Annotated in this window: 13 protein-coding genes; 6 read left to right on the top strand and 7 right to left on the bottom strand. The window is 59.3% G+C overall.

From position 1 onward, the window contains the following. The first annotated feature begins 179 nt into the window (after nucleotides 1–179). Nucleotides 180–1,721 carry an acetolactate synthase large subunit gene (locus tag ABLQ08_RS26420; protein WP_352948694.1) on the top strand — a complete coding sequence of 514 codons (1,542 nt, stop codon included), beginning with the start codon at nucleotides 180–182 and terminating at the stop codon, nucleotides 1,719–1,721. A 58-nt stretch (nucleotides 1,722–1,779) separates the two neighbouring features. Here the strand turns inward: ABLQ08_RS26420 and ABLQ08_RS26425 are convergent, their stop codons facing one another. From ABLQ08_RS26425 to ABLQ08_RS26445, 5 genes are read right to left on the bottom strand one after another with little or no spacing between them, the layout of a single operon-like run. Then, nucleotides 1,780–3,498, bottom strand: a complete 1,719-nt coding sequence (locus ABLQ08_RS26425) for a dihydroxy-acid dehydratase (protein ID WP_352948696.1) — start codon at nucleotides 3,496–3,498, stop codon at nucleotides 1,780–1,782. Beyond that, on the bottom strand, nucleotides 3,491–4,948 hold the full coding sequence (locus ABLQ08_RS26430) for an NAD-dependent succinate-semialdehyde dehydrogenase (RefSeq protein WP_352948699.1): 1,458 nt from the start codon (nucleotides 4,946–4,948) through the stop codon (nucleotides 3,491–3,493). Before ABLQ08_RS26430 ends, ABLQ08_RS26425 begins: the two co-directional genes overlap by 8 nt. A gap of 18 nt (nucleotides 4,949–4,966) precedes the next feature. Next, nucleotides 4,967–6,832: a thiamine pyrophosphate-dependent enzyme gene (locus ABLQ08_RS26435; RefSeq protein WP_352948701.1), complete on the bottom strand. Its 1,866-nt coding sequence runs from the start codon at nucleotides 6,830–6,832 to the stop codon at nucleotides 4,967–4,969. After that, nucleotides 6,832–7,911: a Gfo/Idh/MocA family protein gene (locus ABLQ08_RS26440; RefSeq protein ID WP_352948703.1), complete on the bottom strand. Its 1,080-nt coding sequence runs from the start codon at nucleotides 7,909–7,911 to the stop codon at nucleotides 6,832–6,834. Before ABLQ08_RS26440 ends, ABLQ08_RS26435 begins: the two co-directional genes overlap by 1 nt. Nucleotides 7,912–7,916: 5 nt before the next feature. Further along, on the bottom strand, nucleotides 7,917–8,648 hold the full coding sequence (locus ABLQ08_RS26445; protein ID WP_352948704.1) for an IclR family transcriptional regulator: 732 nt from the start codon (nucleotides 8,646–8,648) through the stop codon (nucleotides 7,917–7,919). A gap of 229 nt (nucleotides 8,649–8,877) precedes the next feature. Here ABLQ08_RS26445 and ABLQ08_RS26450 point away from each other — a divergent pair, with 229 nt between their 5' ends. The 4 genes from ABLQ08_RS26450 to ABLQ08_RS26465 all read left to right on the top strand — a co-directional run bounded on the left by ABLQ08_RS26450 (nucleotide 8,878) and on the right by ABLQ08_RS26465 (nucleotide 13,007). After that, nucleotides 8,878–10,149: an ABC transporter substrate-binding protein gene (locus tag ABLQ08_RS26450; RefSeq protein WP_352948707.1), complete on the top strand. Its 1,272-nt coding sequence runs from the start codon at nucleotides 8,878–8,880 to the stop codon at nucleotides 10,147–10,149. Nucleotides 10,150–10,213: 64 nt separating this feature from the next. Beyond that, nucleotides 10,214–11,095, top strand: coding sequence for a carbohydrate ABC transporter permease (locus ABLQ08_RS26455; protein WP_352948710.1), 882 nt, complete (start codon nucleotides 10,214–10,216; stop codon nucleotides 11,093–11,095). After that, nucleotides 11,088–11,957, top strand: coding sequence for a carbohydrate ABC transporter permease (locus ABLQ08_RS26460; protein ID WP_352948712.1), 870 nt, complete (start codon nucleotides 11,088–11,090; stop codon nucleotides 11,955–11,957). The genes ABLQ08_RS26455 and ABLQ08_RS26460 overlap by 8 nt, the downstream gene beginning before the upstream one ends. 3 nt (nucleotides 11,958–11,960) lie before the next feature. After that, nucleotides 11,961–13,007: an ABC transporter ATP-binding protein gene (locus ABLQ08_RS26465; protein WP_352948715.1), complete on the top strand. Its 1,047-nt coding sequence runs from the start codon at nucleotides 11,961–11,963 to the stop codon at nucleotides 13,005–13,007. 46 nt (nucleotides 13,008–13,053) lie between these two features. Here ABLQ08_RS26465 and ABLQ08_RS26470 read toward each other — a convergent pair whose 3' ends face one another. Continuing rightward, on the bottom strand, nucleotides 13,054–13,992 hold the full coding sequence (locus tag ABLQ08_RS26470; RefSeq protein WP_352948718.1) for a sugar kinase: 939 nt from the start codon (nucleotides 13,990–13,992) through the stop codon (nucleotides 13,054–13,056). Between the two features lie 2 nt (nucleotides 13,993–13,994). Beyond that, nucleotides 13,995–14,690 carry a GntR family transcriptional regulator gene (locus ABLQ08_RS26475; protein ID WP_352948720.1) on the bottom strand — a complete coding sequence of 232 codons (696 nt, stop codon included), beginning with the start codon at nucleotides 14,688–14,690 and terminating at the stop codon, nucleotides 13,995–13,997. Nucleotides 14,691–14,812: 122 nt separating this feature from the next. On the opposite strand from ABLQ08_RS26475, the gene uxaC reads away from it, so the two are divergent. After that, nucleotides 14,813–16,225: a glucuronate isomerase gene (gene uxaC / locus ABLQ08_RS26480; protein ID WP_352948723.1), complete on the top strand. Its 1,413-nt coding sequence runs from the start codon at nucleotides 14,813–14,815 to the stop codon at nucleotides 16,223–16,225. Nucleotides 16,226–16,250: the final 25 nt, after the last annotated feature.

A 16,250-nucleotide genomic window follows, 5' to 3' on the forward strand; every position in this document is an offset into this window, starting at 1 on the left:
GATTCGCAGACTTGACGGAACTGATCCGCCTTCGGTCTTTCTGGCGTTGCCCGAGAACGAAAATCCGCTCACCCTGCCGCAGCATGATCGATCTTCACAATTGATGAGATGAAAAGGTTTCCGACAACATCGATTTGAAGATAAGGTCCGGGCACTTATCACCCGGCAAAGGAACAGATATGAACGGCGCCGAGAGCCTTGTCAGGACCCTGCTCAAGTCCGATATCGACACCTGCTTTGCCAATCCGGGCACAAGCGAGATGCACTTCGTCGCCGCTCTCGATCAAATACCGGGGATGCACTGTGTGCTGGGCCTGCAGGAAAACGTGGTTACCGGCATGGCGGACGGCTATTACCGGATCGCAGGCAAGCCGGCGGCAACCCTGCTTCATTGTGGTCCCGGTCTCGCCAACGGATTGGGCAATCTGCACAACGCACGCCGGGCCAATGCCGGTATCGTCAACATTGTCGGCGATCAGGCAACCTATCACCGACCGCTAGATGCGCCGCTGACGGCAGACACCGACAGTCTGGCGAGGACTGTTTCGCAGTGGACCCACACCAGCACCAGGTCAGAAGACGTCGGGCACGATGCGGCGCTGGCCGTCCGGGCGGCGAAGACCGCGCCCGGTCGGATCGCAACACTGATCCTGCCCTCCGACACCAGCTGGAACGATGGCGGCGTTGTGGCCGAGCCGTTGCCTGAGCCTTCCCTGCCGCCGCTTGACCCACATGCTGTGGAACAGGCGGCCCGGGTGCTGCGAAGCCGCGACAAAGCATTGATACTCCTGGCAGGAGATAGCGTCCGGGCACCGGCGCAGAAGCTGGCCTGGAGGATCGCCCAGGCGACCGGTGCGGACCTGATGTCTGATTTCATGAGTTCTCATCTGTCCCGCGGACGCGGACGGCTTCAGCTTCAGCGCGTGCCATACAACACCGACATGGCCCGTGAAGCGCTGGCGGTCTACAAGCACATCATCCTTGTCGGGGCCAAAGCTCCTGTCGGGTTCTTTGCCTATCCCGGCAAACCATCAACGCAATATCCAGCCAACGCACAGCTCCTGACACTCACGCGACCCGATCAGGATGCGATTGCCGCTCTAACGGCACTGGTGGAGGAACTCGACGCGCCGGACGCTCCGATCCCCGATCCCGGGCCGCGCCCCGAGGCCCCATCAGGAGCGGTTACGCCCGAAGGCTTCGCACAGGCCGTGGGAGCCCTCATGCCTGAAAGATCCATCATTTCGGATGAAAGCATCACTTATGGTCGCGCGTTTTATCCCTACACCTTTGCCGCGCCTGCGCATGACTGGCTGCACCTTGCGGGCGGAGCTATCGGTGACGGTCTGCCTGTCGCGACCGGCGCTGCAATCGGCGCAAAGGGAGAACGCCGGGTCATCAGCCTGCAAGCCGACGGATCGGCGATGTATTCGCTTCAGTCGCTATGGACCCAGGCACGCGAAAATCTTCCCTGCACCACGATCATTATCTCCAACAGGCAGTACAGCATCCTGATTGGCGAATACGAGAATGTCGGCGCCACGCCGGGAAAAACTGCGATGGATATGCTGGATCTCGGCAATCCCGATCTGAACTGGGTCAGCCTTGCCAACGGCATGGGAGTTGAAGGCGCCGTTGCCAGCAATCTCGATGAATTGTGTGACCTGATGCGGACAAGTTTTGCAAAACCGGGTCCGTTCCTGATCGAATTGCTGGTGTGAGAAACCGGCGGCGGCAAGACTGCACGACCGCCGCCGGAGAACCGCCCGGGAGCGGCCCCTAAGTTTCACCCTGCCGCAGGAAATCGAAATCGCAACCCTGTGCGGCAGAAAGAACGCTGTCGCGGTAGAGCTTGCGATATCCTCGGGTCCAGGTGCCCGATGTCGGTTCAAGCTGCGCGCGCCGGCGCTCCAGCTCATCCTCCGGCACCAACAGTTCGATGGACTTTTCCGCTGCCGACAGGCGTATCCGGTCACCGCCCCGAACCAGAGCCAGCGGGCCTCCGAGATCAGCTTCCGGTGTCACGTGCAGGACAATGGTTCCGAACGCCGTGCCTGACATGCGCGCATCGGAGATCCGAACCATATCCTTCACGCCCTGGCGAGCGAGTTTCTTCGGGATCGGCAGATATCCTGCCTCCGGCATGCCTGACGGACTACGCGGACCGGCGTTTTGCAAGACCAGGACATCGTCTGCCGTCACGTCGAGATCCGGGTCATCGATCCGGTTCGACAGGTCTTCAAGCGAAGAAAAAACGACCGCGCGGCCTTCATGCTCCAGAAGTTCCGGCGTCGCTGCCGCACGTTTCAGGATCGCACCTTCCGGCGCAAGCGAACCTTTCAGGGCGATAAGGCCACCATTGGGATCAATCGGATCGCTGGCGGGGCGGATCACGCCATGATCGATCGGGTCGGCCAGCGGCGCGGCAAGTCTGTCGCCGAGGTTTTGCCCGGTGACGTTCAGACACGATTTGTCGAGGTTTGCCTCAAGCCCCCGCAGGACTCCTTCCAAAGCTCCGGCCGCATTGAAATCTTCCATGTACCCCGATCCGACCGGCTTCAAGTCGACCAACACGGGCGTTTCGTCCGACAGCGCGTTGAAGCGGTCCAGATCGATATTAATTCCCATCCGCCCCGCAACAGCGGCCAGATGGATGACGGCGTTTGTGGAGCCGGAGACCGCCAGGAGGACCCGCAGAGCATTTTCGACCGATTGCGGTGTGATCAGCCGATCCGGTGTCGGGCCACCAGACACCGCCATTTTCGCGGCCAGCGTTCCGCTTTCTTCCGAGGCGCGCAGCCGGTCGGCATGAACGGCTGGAATTGCGGCGGAACCCGGCAGCGCCAGACCCAAGGTTTCGGCAATCAAGGCCATGGTCGACGCCGTGCCCATAACCGCACACGTTCCGGCAGTTACCGCAAGACGTCCTTCGATCTGGTTTATCTCCTGTTCGTCGACCTTCCCAGCACGATACCGCCCCCAGAAACGGCGGCAATCGGTGCAGGCGCCAAGGCGTTCGCCTTTGTGACGGCCTGTCATCATCGGCCCGGCCACCAGCATGACCGCCGGCTTTCCGGCAGAAGCAGCTCCCATTAGCAAAGCCGGAACCGTCTTGTCGCAGCCCCCCATCAGGACAACGGAGTCCATCGGCTGGGCGCGGATCATTTCTTCCACGGCCATCGCCATCAGATTGCGGTAGACGAGGGAGGTCGGGTTCAGGAATACCTCGCCAAGCGAAATTACGGGAAAGGGAACCGGCAGGCCGCCTTCCGCCAGAACGCCACGTTTCACCGCCTCCAGCATTTCAGGGAAATGGCGATGGCAGTTGTTGAACCCGCTTTCAGTGTAACAGATGCCGACGATCGGCTTGTCGAGCGCTGCTCCGGTGTAGCCCATCGACTTGGCGAACGACCGGCGCAGATAACGCGCGAAATCCGGATCGCCGTAATTTGTCAGCCCGCCAGTTATTCCCTGCGGCCCCTTACGCTTTTCAGACATCCAGAGCGCCTTTCAACAGCTTGTGCCGGGTGTATTTCGGCGTGAGGTAGTCGAGGATTCCCAGGCTGCCACCTTCACGTCCGAATCCGCTTTCCTTGATCCCGCCGAAGGGCGCTTCCGCCGTGGCAAGCAGGGTTTCGTTGATCCCGACCATACCGGTCTCAAGAGCCTCGGACGTCCGCGCCGCAAGGTCGCTGTCACGGGTAAAGACATAGGACGCCAGACCGAACGGCGTCGAATTCGCCCGCGCGATGACATCGTCATAAGTGTCGAACGTGGTTAGCGGAGCAACCGGGGCAAAGGGCTCCTCACTCATGATGCGGGCAGTGTCCGGCACGTTGCTCAAAACGGTCGGCTCAAGGAAATGTCCCGTATTGTGCTCTGCGGAGCGGCCGCCACCTGTCAGCAGTTCAGCACCTTGTGCTTTCGCATCCTCAATCAGCGCCAGGGCATTTTCCAGCCCGCGCGCACGGATCATCGGCCCGGTGGTTACGCTCTCGTCGAGACCATCACCGACTTTCAGATTTCTGGCCACTTCGGCAAAGGTTTGCGCAAATGGGGCGTAGATTTCCCGGTGCACGTAAAAGCGTGTCGGCGAAATGCAGACCTGACCGCAATTTCGGAACTTGGTACCTGCGAGCTTTTCTGCGGCGGCGACCGGATCACTGTCCGGGAACACGATGACCGGGGCATGCCCGCCCAGTTCCATCGTCACTTTCTTGATGCCTTCCGCGGCCTGGCGCAGGATTTCGCGGCCAACCGGGACCGAACCCGTGAGGGAGACCTTCTTGATCACCGGAGAGGCGATGAGCTCGCTGACCATGGGCGTTGAGCGGCCTGTGAGGATCGACAAGGCATTGGGCGGCAGGCCCGCCTTCATCAATGCTTCGCCAATCGTAAAACAGGAGCCGGGAGCCTCCGACGCAGGCCGGGCGATAACCGGATTTCCTGCGGCCAGCGCCGCTGCGATTTTGCGTGAGGGCAGCAACATGGGAAAGTTCCACGCCGACAGCGACAGGCAAGGGCCAACCGGCTGGTAGGTGACCGACAGGCGTTCGTCCGGATTGCGTCCGGGAATGGTCTGGCCGTAGATGCGCTTGGCTTCTTCGCCATACCATTCGAACTGGTCGGCACTTGCATTGACTTCCGCGCGCGCTTCGGCGAGCGGTTTGCCGGTTTCGGTGGACATGATGCGGGCATATTCCTCGACATTATCCCGCAGATTGTCCGCTGTCCGGCGCAGGATCGCCGCACGTTCCCAGGCTGAAACGCGTGCCCATTCCGGTGCAGCCGATGCACAGGTGTCAAGAGCCGCCTCGATGTCCTTGCCACCGGCAGCCGGAATACGGCCAATCTCGGTTTCACTGACGGGGCTTTCCACGCCTAGAGTCTCGCCGCTGGCCGCACCCCTCCATTCGCCTCCGATCAGAAGGCCAAATTTCTCAAACATTCGATCTCTCCTTCGCCGTCAGATCAGCGTCGCGGCGTATTTCTTCTGAACGTCTGCGCACCAGTTGCCCACATTCCAGCTGCCGTACGCCCCCATTCCGCCGAGCGGGTCCGGGCCATAGTAGACAGGCAGATGGATCAGGCTGAGGCCGGGATGCGCGTGAGCTTCTGCAAGGGCATTTCTGAGGCTGTCTGCGGACTGTCCGCCCCAGAGCGCCTTCACACCCTTTACCGACGAGGCCATCTGGACATAGTCGACAGCGACCTCGTCATGGGTGCGATAATCCTCGCCATATTGCGCCAGCTGCAAGTGGCTGATGGCCGCCATGCGCCGGTTGTCCATCAGGAGGATCGTGCCGTGAACCCCGTGTTCCACGCCGTCGATCAGAACCTGAGGGTTCATCATGAAGGATCCGTCGCCGGTGAAGGCAATGCCGTAGCGTCCCTCCTCGGCCAGACCTCCTGCCAAAAGCGCCGAAACGGCAAAGCCCATGTAGGAGGCTCCGGACTCGGTAAACGTCTCGCCTGGCCTGTTGTCTTCAACCACCTGAAAGCCGTTGGCCTGAACGTCGCCTGCATCGAAGAACTTCACGGCGCCGACATCGCGCGCAAATGCATCAGCGACATGAATTGCCTGCGGCTGGGTCAGGACGGGATCGGCCCAGGTCGAATCATCAACCGGTCCGGCCGCATATCGCTCGGCCTTGAACGCCTGCCATTCCGCTTTCTTGGCAGCGCAGGCAACCAGCCATTCGACCTTGTTTTCTGAATGCCGCAGCCGGTCGGACAGCCTGGTCAGGATCTGCCGTGCGTCGCCGGTCAATGCCAGCGTGTTGTTGTAGTGCTGCACATCATGGGGATCTGCGTTGATGTTGATTACCGCCCTCGCGTTCGGCCAGCCAATGCCCGAGCAATCCGACTGGCAGACGCCCCTGCTGCCGACAAAAATGACAAGGTCTGCCTCGGTCATGGCAAAGTTGCCGCTGATCGAGCCCTTGGAACCGCCCACATGCATGTTCTGCGGATGCGCATCCGGCAGAACGCCGGTCGAACCGGGCGCAAGCACCACTGCCGCACCCGCCGCTTCGGCAAAGCGGAGCAGTTCCGCCGCTGCAGACCGCGCGCCACCGCCTGCCTTTATCGCAATCTTCGAATGCCGTGTTATCAGGTCCACTGCTTCTTCCAGCGCTCGCTCATTCGGCGTGCTGGTTGAAGGATATCTCGGGCGGACCGGCAAGGCATCGAGACGCAATTCCACCGTTTCCGGCTGTGTGTTGAGCGGCAGGTTCAAGAAGAATGGGCCAGCCTTCCAGGGATGGAAGACGGTGGCGGCCCCACGCCTCAGGGCATCGCGCACGGCACCTGGTGCATGCAGCGTATAGGACGCCCCCATCGCCGCCGTGATTTGCCCGAAAAGACCCTGCTCGGGCTTCGGGACCTGCTGCATGTTGTAGCCTTCGCCGTGCGTCGTCTCGTCCCCGTAAATGTGATAGAGGCCGATACCGTTGGACGATGCAGCCAATGAACCCGCCATTGCCTGCAATGCGCCCGGTCCGATCGACGTCACAACGGCACACGGTTCGTTGTAGACCCAGCGAAGCGCGGTGCCTGCATGGGCCATTTCAACTTCGTTGCGGAACTGAAAACCTTTCACCAGACCCGCATCTTCGTAGATGCGCAGAGTTTCACCCAGTTCCGTAGAACCGTGCCCCAGTATCATCAGGTACTTGGTCACGCCCTGCCGCATAAGACCGAGAACAAGAGCTTCGGTCAGCGGCAATGACACCAAATCGGACAGCAGCCCCTTGTCGATAGCGGCTTCAATCCCGCCGATCTCGGCCAGCCAGGCGGCCCGTTCTTCCCGGGTTTCAGGCAGGTTGTCCATCAGTCGTCCTCCCTGACTTCAATCGCCCGCCCTTCCCGCGCGGACTGTTCAGCCGCGAGCGCAAAGCGCAGGACGGAACGTCCCTGGCGCGCAGTCAGCACCGGCTCTCCACCATCGTGCAGAACGTTCAGGAAATGACGGGTGGACTGGATGAAGCTCTGTTCCCACCCGGATGCGATGTCGCAATATTCCGTGACCTGACCATTCCGGTAGAGCACCACGGGCGATGAATTGCCGATACTGCCATGCCCGCAGTTGATCCAGATGACACCGTGCGTGCCGGTAATTTCCACTCGGTCGTCCTGCGCGTAATACTGACCCGCAATTTCAAGCTCGGGCGAATAGACGACTTCAAGATTGCCGATCCGGCTTCCCGGAAATCGGAAGGAAATCATCGATGGTGCATCAAACCAGCCGCCATCCGGCCGCTGCGTGTGATGAATGAAGGCATGAACCTCTTCCGGCATGCCCATGAAATGCCAGGCGAGAGCGAATTTGTGGTGTCCGTCGTCAAAGACCAGCGGTCCGCCACCGGCCTTGTCCATCTCCTGGCGCCAGGCGTCGGCCTCCTTCGGGACTTCCCATGCCGTCCGGCTCTTTCCCGGATTGGACTTGATGCGGATCGACAGAGGCTCGCCGATTGCTCCTTCGGCAACGAGCGCCTTCGCCTTCATGACCGGTGGATGAAAAATGAAATTCTCGAAAATCTTGAACGGGCGGTCATGCGCTTCGGCGGCGGCAACCAGCCGGTCCGCTTCCGCAAGATCCATGCACATTGGTTTTTGCAGCGAAACGATCTTGCCTGCCTCGATCGCCTTGAGTGCAGCGGGCAAATGCAGGTGATGCGGCAAGAGAAGCTCGACCAGATCCACATCGTTGCGTGCCAGAAGCGCTTCAAAGTCCTCTTCGATAGCGGCGTCAGTGCAGCCCCAGGCTTCGGCGCGTGACCTTGCAAGCGCCGCATTGCGGTCGCACAGCGCCGTAATCCGCCCGCGAGGGTTCTGCATATACTCAATGGCATGAAGATCGGAGATCCGACCCGTGCCGACAATGCCGACGCGAAGAGGCGTTTCGCTCATATTTTCTAGGCTCCCTGAATGGGTGTTATGGGGACGGCGCGGACCAACTCGCCAAGCTCGGCCAGACGCGCATCATCAATTCGAACCGAAGGCCCCGAGACGCCGAGCGCCGCGATCATCTGGCCGCGTGCGTCGAACACCGGGCGGGCTGCACAGCGTATGCCGGGGGCAAATTCCTCATCATCGACGGAAAATCCACGGCTGCGCGTCCTGGCGATTTCCGCCATCAACGCATCCGTATCCGTGATTGTCTTCGGGGTGTAACGCGCCTTTTCTTCAGGCAGAGTGGCGTCGCCAAAGGCAAGAAATGCCTTGCCGAGCGCCGTACAGTGCAAGGGGGACAGCGATCCGATCGGATGATCCACCTTGAGCGGCAGCGTTGAGTCCACCTTGTCGATGTACCAGACGCGCGTGTCGACCAGCACCGCCAGATGCGCGCATTCCCCTGTCTCCCTGACCAGCGATTCCAGCGCCGGCCTGCACAGCTCCTTGCAGGTCACCACCTCGGAAAGCGAGTGCCCCTGACATGGTTCCTCCTTGCGCGGTTCGGCAACGTACCGGCGCGAATCGTCCTGGACCGCATATCCCGATGCGACAAGGGTCTTGAGAATGTGCGAGGCGTTTGATTTTTCGACACCAAGCGCGTCCGCCATCTCTGTGAGACGAACCGGGCCTTCAGCTGAATAAAGAATATCAAGGGCCCTTAGACCGCGTGTCAGGGATTGAAGCAGGCGCACGGAGGACTCTCCTCTTGTTGGCAAAGGATTTTCAGTAAGTTTACTCATGTTGTACTTTTTGTTTAGCATAGTTAAACTTTTTAATCCATTGCCTCCTGACGGCTCATTTATTGCGAGATTTTTTGCCTTGTGCAACACATTTTGTTGACAAGGGGGAAAATACTTGCATTTTTAAGATCACCATATGCGCAATAGTTTAGCATAAGGAAACTTTTTGGGAGGAGATCATATGACCCGCATCACCCGCCGTACTCTGCTTGCTACAGCAATGGCAGTGTCGGCCGTTGGGCTCGCCACGCCGCTTTACGCGCAATCTGGCGAGGTCACGATCAGCCACTACTTCACGGGCGAGCTCGGTCTGCGCGCCTTCAACGAACAGATCAAACGCTTCGAGGATGCGACCGACTACACGCTCAAGGACAGCCCGGTCGGCCACGAAGACTACAAGACGGATATTCTGGTCCGCGCCTCGGGCAATAGCCTGCCAGACGTGTTCAGCTACTGGGCCGGTGCCCGCGTTCAGTTCATCGCCGATTCCGGCGCGCTTCTTCCCATCGACGACATGTGGGAAAAGGCCGGGTTGAGCAAGGTAATCGCAGGTTCGATCGCCGCCAGCGCCACCGAATATAACGGCCACCGCTACCTGGTTCCGTTCAACTACCACTATGCGGGCGTCTTCTATAACAAGGCCGTTCTGGACAAGGCCGGCGTGAGCGAAATGCCGACCGACTGGGACGGTTTCCTGGCGCTTTGCGAGAAACTGAAGGCTGCAGGGGTCACGCCGCTTGCCCTCGGCTCAGCCAACCGCTGGCCTGCCCAGTTCTGGTTCGACTACCTCCTGCTGCGGACCGCAGGTCCTGAGTACCGTGCACACCTGATGGCCGGCGAAGCGTCCTATGACGATCCGGAAGTCAAGCGCGCCATGGAAATGTGGAAGGACCTGACGGACAAGGGTTACTTCACCGAAAACGCCAATGCCGACAGCTGGACGGACGCGTCCGACAAAGTGGCCCGCGGCGATGCGGCGATGACCCTGATGGGTACTTGGATCACTGGTTACTGGAACGGCCTCGGCCTGGTGCCGGGTGAAGATTACGACTTCTTCCCCTTCCCGGCGATCGATAGCGGCGTTCCGGTAACATCCGTCGGTCCGGTTGACGGCCTGGTGATTGCCGCCAATGCGGCCAACCCCAAGGGTGCCGAGGCATTCCTGGAGTACATGGTCACCAACACCGATGTTCAGGCCGCGTGGAGCAAGGCACAGGGCGCCCTGTCCGCCAACGTGAATGTGGATCCGTCCAACTACAACTCGGTGATGCTCAAGGCTTTCAATACCGTGGATGATTCCGAGGTCTTTGCTTTCAACTACGACCTTGCAACTCCGCCACCTGTCGCCGAAGTTGGCCTTTCCATGTTTGCACGCTTCATGGATGACCCGAGCAAGGTGAACGACATCCTGTCCCAGGCGGCGACAGACGCATCGGCTGCGTTTAAACAATAAGCAAGAACGATCAGCGGGCTGTCAGACCGCCAACCCCAGACAGCCCGCCACCTTGGAGAAGGCAATGGAACGCGAAAATCGATTATGGCGCCTGATACTTCTGGCGCTGCCACTGATTGTCTTCTCCGTTCTTGTGATCTGGCCGCTGCTTAGTTCGTTCTATTACAGTTTCACCAACTGGAACGGCTTCAGCAGCGACTACGATTATGTGGGATTTGAGAACTTCACCCGCATCTGGACCGACCGGCTGTTCTTCAACGCAACCGTCAACACTGCAATCTGGATGATTGCCGCAATCCTGCTGCCGACCGTACTCGGCCTGGCACTGGCGCTTCTGCTTGATTCAAAGGTGCGCGGCTCAAAGGTCTTCAAGACGATTTTCTACCTTCCCATCTGCCTTTCGGCCATCGTCGTCGGACAGATCTGGGTCTGGATCTATCAGCCGGACTGGGGCCTGCTGAACACCGCGATCGAGCAGATCACAGGTGAGCGCTTCAACTATGCCTGGCTGGCCCGACCCGGCAGCGCACTTTACTCGGTGATCGTTGCCTGGTCATGGCAACAGACCGGCCTTTCCATGGTGATCTACCTGGCGGGACTGACCGCCGTTCCGTCCGATCTTCTGGAGGTCTGCGAGATCGAGGGAGCCTCTGCCTGGCAGCGCATCCGTCATGTGATCATTCCGCTGCTCACCCCTTCGACCGTGGTTGTCGTTGCGCTGTCGGTCATCAATTCCCTCAAGGGATTCGACATTCTTTTCATCATGACCGGCGGCGGTCCGTTCAACAGCTCCGATACGCTTGCCATGCATATGTACAACGAGAGTTTCCGGAAATATTTCATGGGCTACGGCAGCGCGATTTCCGTGGTTCTGTTCCTGGTTGCCCTCACCATCATCGGACTTTACTTCCGGCAGCTGAAGAAGGTGGACGAGATCTATGGCTGAGCTTGCCACCACCTCCATCCCGACCTCCGTGCCAGCCCGCTTCAATCCCTGGCCGATCACGATCTTCACGATCCTCTGCATTCTGGCCGTGCTGTTCCTGGCGCCGACCATCGGCGTGCTGCTGTCATCGATCAAGACCACCCGGGCGATCGCGCTTGGCGACTTGTGGTCCTGGCCCGACACGTTTTATCTCGGCAACTATGTCGAGGTGCTCAGCAATCCTTCGGTGCACCGGTACTTCCTCAACACGCTCCTGGTGACCGTTCCGGCCACCATCGCTTCAACGGCACTCGGCGTGTTGGCCGGTTACACGTTCGCCAAACTCCCCTTCCGCGGATCAAACATGCTCTTTCTTTTGATCGTTGCGGGCATGTTCTTTCCGCCGCAGGTGATCCTGGTACCGTTGTTCAGGCTCTTCAACAGCGTCGGCCTGATCGATACGCTCTGGCCGATCGGCCTGGTACACACAGCCCTCGGCATTCCGATCTGTACCCTGCTGATGCGCAACTTCTTCGCCACCATTCCAAACGCGTTGCGAGAGGCGGCGATCCTGGAAGGCGCCAACGAATGGCAGGTGCTGACACGGGTGGCCTTGCCATTGAGCCTGCCCGCACTGGCTGTTCTCGCGACGCTGCAATTCACCTGGATCTGGAACGACTTTCTCTGGCCATTGATCTTCACGCAGTCCGACGACATGCGCACGATCATGGTCGGCATCGTGAATTTGCGCGGGCAGTATACCGTGGCTTGGGGCGTGCAGGGCGCGCTCTCGCTGATCGCCAGTCTGCCGACGCTTCTCATTTTCCTCTTCTTCCAGCGCTATTTCATCAAGGGCATGACAATGGGCGCGGTCAAAGGATAAGACATGGCTGAAGTCACTTTGAAAAACATCCGCAAATCCTTTGGCGCGGTGGAGGTCATCAAAGGCGTTGACCTGGAAATCGAACGGGGAGAATTCGTCGTGTTCGTCGGTCCGTCGGGCTGCGGCAAATCCACAATGCTGCGCATGATCTCGGGCCTGGAAAGCGTGACTTCGGGCAGCATTCACATTGACGGTGCAGACGTGACTCATGTTGCGCCGTCCAAGCGCAAGCTTGCGATGGTGTTTCAGTCCTACGCCCTGTTCCCGCATCTGACCGTTGCCGAAAATATCGGTTTCGGGCTGATGCTGAACAAGGTCCCCAAAGCGGAGATCGACCAGCGTGTGCGCAAGGTGGCGCAAACGCTTCAGCTGGAAGCGCTGCTTGACCGGACACCGCGCCAGCTTTCCGGCGGTCAACGCCAGCGTGTCGCCATCGGCCGGTCGATCATTCGCGATCCCAGGGTTTTCCTGTTCGACGAACCTTTGTCCAACCTGGATGCCGCGCTTCGCGTGCAGATGCGGCTGGAGATCGCCCGGCTGCACAAGGAGCTCGCCGACGTCACGATGATTTACGTGACCCACGATCAGGTCGAGGCCATGACGCTTGCCGACCGGATCGTGGTTTTCAATTGCGGCCGCATCGAGCAGGTGGGGACGCCGATGGAGCTTTATCACAATCCGGCGAATACGTTCGTTGCCGGTTTCATCGGTGCACCCGCCATGAATTTCATCGACGGCACAGTCGGCGACGGCGGCGCAATACAGGTTGGTGATATCAGCCTCTCCCCCGCCACCCCGGTCATTCGGCGCGGACCGGCGACTGTCGGCATCCGCCCGGAGCATCTGAGTCTCGTCGGGTCGGAAGAAGCCGACTTCGACGCCAGAATTGAACTGGTAGAGAAGCTTGGAGCTGAAACGCTGCTGTATCTCAACACACCGTTCTCAGACAAACCCCTGACCGCACGTATCGATGGCAGCACCGCGATCGGCGAGGGGGAAAACGTGCATCTCAAGGTTCAGCCGGACAGCATTCACGTCTTTCCCGTCTGACCTCGCGTGAAAGAGCGGCAAAAGGCAACGGGAGCCCGTTGCCCGCTCAGCCGTGCACAGCGCTGACTTCATCGCCCGGCTCAGCCTTTGCGATCGGCACGAGCGCACCGCGCCGGCTGATGACATGGCGTGAGAGTTCGCACCCGGCTTCGACTGCCGTCTGCAGTTCGCCGTGTTTCAGATATTCGACCAGGAAGGCGGCGTTGAAAGAATCTCCCGCGGCCGTGGTGTCGACGATATCTGCCGCCGCCTGTGGCTGATGCCGGAACTCACGACCGTCAGCTTCCTTGACGACAACAGGTTCGGGACCGTCCTTGACGACAGCAAGCTTCGCGCCGTTCCGGAGATAGCGATCGGCGGTCTCGACTGTGCTCAGATCGCCGAAAAACTCCGCTTCGTCGGCAAAGGAAGGCAGGACGATCCGGGCGGTTGCGGCCGACTTCATTGTCCAGTCCTTCATGTCTTCAGCTGTTTCCCAAAGCCGCGGACGCAGGTTCGGATCAAAGACGACTGTCGCGCCGTCCCGAGCCAGTTCGGTCAGTCTTTCGAGCAATCTCCGTCTGCCGTCTTCAGGCAATATCGCCACCGAGATTCCGGAAAAATAGACAACATCTCCGGTTTCGACCCGAGGCAACAGGTCAAGATGGTCCGCAAGGTGCCGGGCTGCCGATGTCGAGCGCCAGTATTGAAAACTTCTTTCGCCCTTATCCAGGAAAATCATGTAGAGGCCGGAACTTACTCCCGCCACTTGCGCCATGTGCGTTTCGATACCGGCCTTTTGCATGAACGCGATCAGATCGGCAGATACCTGGTCGTCGCCAACCGCGCTGAAGTAGGACACAGTGAGAGCATCGCCCACAGACAGCTGCCTGACATACCAGGCGGTGTTGAAGGTATCGCCGGCGTATCCGAGTGCGTAGGTGCCATCCGCGGTCGGTGACATCTCAATCATGCATTCGCCGATGGCGAGAAACCGCTGCGGCATTGTCACTCCTCAAAATACTCGGGTTTCTCGGTGCGAATCTGTTCCAGAACCATTTCAACACGGCCCAGATGCTCCGTCAGCACGATCTCCAGCCGGGCTGAGTCACGCCCGCGTATGGCCTCGACAAGCATGATGTGATCTTCGTAAGCCTTTTGCGCCGCGCCGACAGTGAGCGAGATAAACCGCACCCGATCCATATGTGCCTTTTGCTCTCGAATGAGCGTCCACACATAGTCCTGCCCCGCGATTTCGCAGATCAGGCGATGGAAATCGTCATCGAGCTGGTGAAAGAGCTGCTGATTGTTGGCGGCAATTGAGGCTTGCTGTTGCCTCAAAAGGTCTTCCAGTTCACCGGTCTGGCTGTCTGTAATGACCTTGAGCACAAGCTTCCAGCAAGCAATTTCAAGGGCCGTTCGTATGAACTTCGCCTTCAGCACGGATGCTTTCGAAATCTTTGAAATCACTGTTGCCCTTTGAGGCCGGATCAACAGAAGACCCAGCTGGGAGAGCCTGTAGAAAGCATCCCTGACCGGTTGCCGGGAAACACCCAGATGCTTTGCTACCTCGGCTTCCGAAACTTTCGTTCCGGGTGGCAGCTCGAGCGACAGGATCTGCTGATGCAGTTCATCGAACACCGTGTCGGCAATCGATTGAATCTTTAACGGACCAAGCGTCTTGAGTGCGCTGCTATCTGCCATCAGGTTTCCCTTCGTTGACACAACTACTCAGCTAGCATATCAGTTTACCAGTTTCAACATGAACCCGTGCGTTTCCCTTGTGGGAGCGCTGACAGCAATTGGAACCGGTGGGTGTTTTGGCGATGAGCAACAACAAGCTAGATCCGCAGCGGCTTTTTCCGGCTGATCCAGACACAAGATCCGTCGCCGCAAAACTCTACGAGACAGTCGAGCGCCTGCCGATTATCAGTCCTCACGGCCACACCGATCCGCGGTGGTTTGCCGAAGACGACGCTTTTCCGGACCCGGCACAGCTGTTTATCGTCCCGGACCACTACGTTTTCCGGATGTTGTTCTCACAGGGCATCGACCTCAACGCGCTCGGCGTGCCACGAACCGACGAGGGCTGGACGGAGCGGGACAGCCGGAAGATCTGGCGACTGTTTGCACAGAACTATCACCTTTTCCGGGCAACCCCGTCGCGCATGTGGCTGGATCACGCTTTCCAGGAAGTATTTGGCTGGAACACCCGCCTGAGCGCCGAAAATGCCGATGCGGCCTACGACCATATTGCCGATTGCCTGACCCGGCCCGAATTCCGCCCGCGGGCGCTTTTCGAACGGTTCAACATCGAAGTCATCGCGACAACGGAATCTCCGCTCGACGACCTGAACTGGCACCGGCAAATCCGCGATGACGACTGGAACGGCAGGGTGGTCACCGCCTACCGGCCTGACCCGGTTGTCGATCCGGAGTTCGAGGGTTTTACGGCCAACGTCGAAAGATTGGGCGAACTGGCCGGAGAGGACACCACATGCTGGAAAGGGTATCTTCAGGCCCACCGCATTCGCCGCGAATATTTCAAGTCGTTTGGCGCAACCTCTTCCGACCACGGACATCCGACGGCGCGGACAGAGAACCTGCCGGCAAGCCAGGCCGAGGACCTTTTTCAGAAAGCTCTGACCGGCCGCTGCACGCCGGAGGAAGCCGACGCATTCCGTGGGCATATGCTGACGGAGATGGCCCTGATGAGCCTCGATGACGGGCTGGTGCTGCAAATTCATCCGGGCAGCTTCCGGAACCACTCTAATCCGATAATGGCGACTTACGGCCGAGACAAGGGCTTCGATATTCCGACATCAACGGACTATGTGAAGTCACTCAGACCAATGCTGGACCGTGTCGGATTGGAGAAAGACCTCAGCATCATATTGTTCACGCTGGATGAAACCGCCTATTCCCGCGAGCTGGCGCCTCTTGCCGGTGTTTATCCGACTTTGAAACTCGGACCGGCCTGGTGGTTCCATGACAGCCCTGAGGGAATGCGCCGTTTCCGCGAGATGACAACCGAAACGGCGGGTTTCTACAACACTGTCGGCTTCAATGACGACACACGCGCTTTCTGCTCGATCCCGGCGCGCCACGACGTCGCACGGCGTGTCGATTGCGCTTACCTTGCAGCGCTGGTGACCTCAGGCAGACTGGACGAGGACGAAGCCTTTGAGGTTGCCCATGACCTTTCCTACAGGCTCGCAAAAGAGGCTTACCGGCTCTGACGGTAGGTCTTCGAAGAAACAAGTT

The sequence above is a fragment of the Roseibium sp. SCP14 genome (genome assembly GCF_040329475.1).
Taxonomy (GTDB): Bacteria; Pseudomonadota; Alphaproteobacteria; order Rhizobiales; family Stappiaceae; genus Roseibium.

Excerpts from the sequence above, each read along its gene's own strand:
- ABLQ08_RS26465 (WP_352948715.1), top strand. The coding sequence starts at position 11,961 with ATGGCTGAAGTCACTTTGAAAAACATCCGCAAATCCTTTGGCGCGGTG.
- ABLQ08_RS26430 (WP_352948699.1), bottom strand. The coding sequence starts at position 4,948 with ATGTTTGAGAAATTTGGCCTTCTGATCGGAGGCGAATGGAGGGGTGCG.
- ABLQ08_RS26470 (WP_352948718.1), bottom strand. The coding sequence starts at position 13,992 with ATGCCGCAGCGGTTTCTCGCCATCGGCGAATGCATGATTGAGATGTCA.
- ABLQ08_RS26475 (WP_352948720.1), bottom strand. The coding sequence starts at position 14,690 with ATGGCAGATAGCAGCGCACTCAAGACGCTTGGTCCGTTAAAGATTCAA.
- ABLQ08_RS26425 (WP_352948696.1), bottom strand. The coding sequence starts at position 3,498 with ATGTCTGAAAAGCGTAAGGGGCCGCAGGGAATAACTGGCGGGCTGACA.
- ABLQ08_RS26420 (WP_352948694.1), top strand. The coding sequence starts at position 180 with ATGAACGGCGCCGAGAGCCTTGTCAGGACCCTGCTCAAGTCCGATATC.
- ABLQ08_RS26450 (WP_352948707.1), top strand. The coding sequence starts at position 8,878 with ATGACCCGCATCACCCGCCGTACTCTGCTTGCTACAGCAATGGCAGTG.
- uxaC (WP_352948723.1), top strand. The coding sequence starts at position 14,813 with ATGAGCAACAACAAGCTAGATCCGCAGCGGCTTTTTCCGGCTGATCCA.
- ABLQ08_RS26435 (WP_352948701.1), bottom strand. The coding sequence starts at position 6,832 with ATGGACAACCTGCCTGAAACCCGGGAAGAACGGGCCGCCTGGCTGGCC.
- ABLQ08_RS26440 (WP_352948703.1), bottom strand. The coding sequence starts at position 7,911 with ATGAGCGAAACGCCTCTTCGCGTCGGCATTGTCGGCACGGGTCGGATC.
- ABLQ08_RS26455 (WP_352948710.1), top strand. The coding sequence starts at position 10,214 with ATGGAACGCGAAAATCGATTATGGCGCCTGATACTTCTGGCGCTGCCA.
- ABLQ08_RS26460 (WP_352948712.1), top strand. The coding sequence starts at position 11,088 with ATGGCTGAGCTTGCCACCACCTCCATCCCGACCTCCGTGCCAGCCCGC.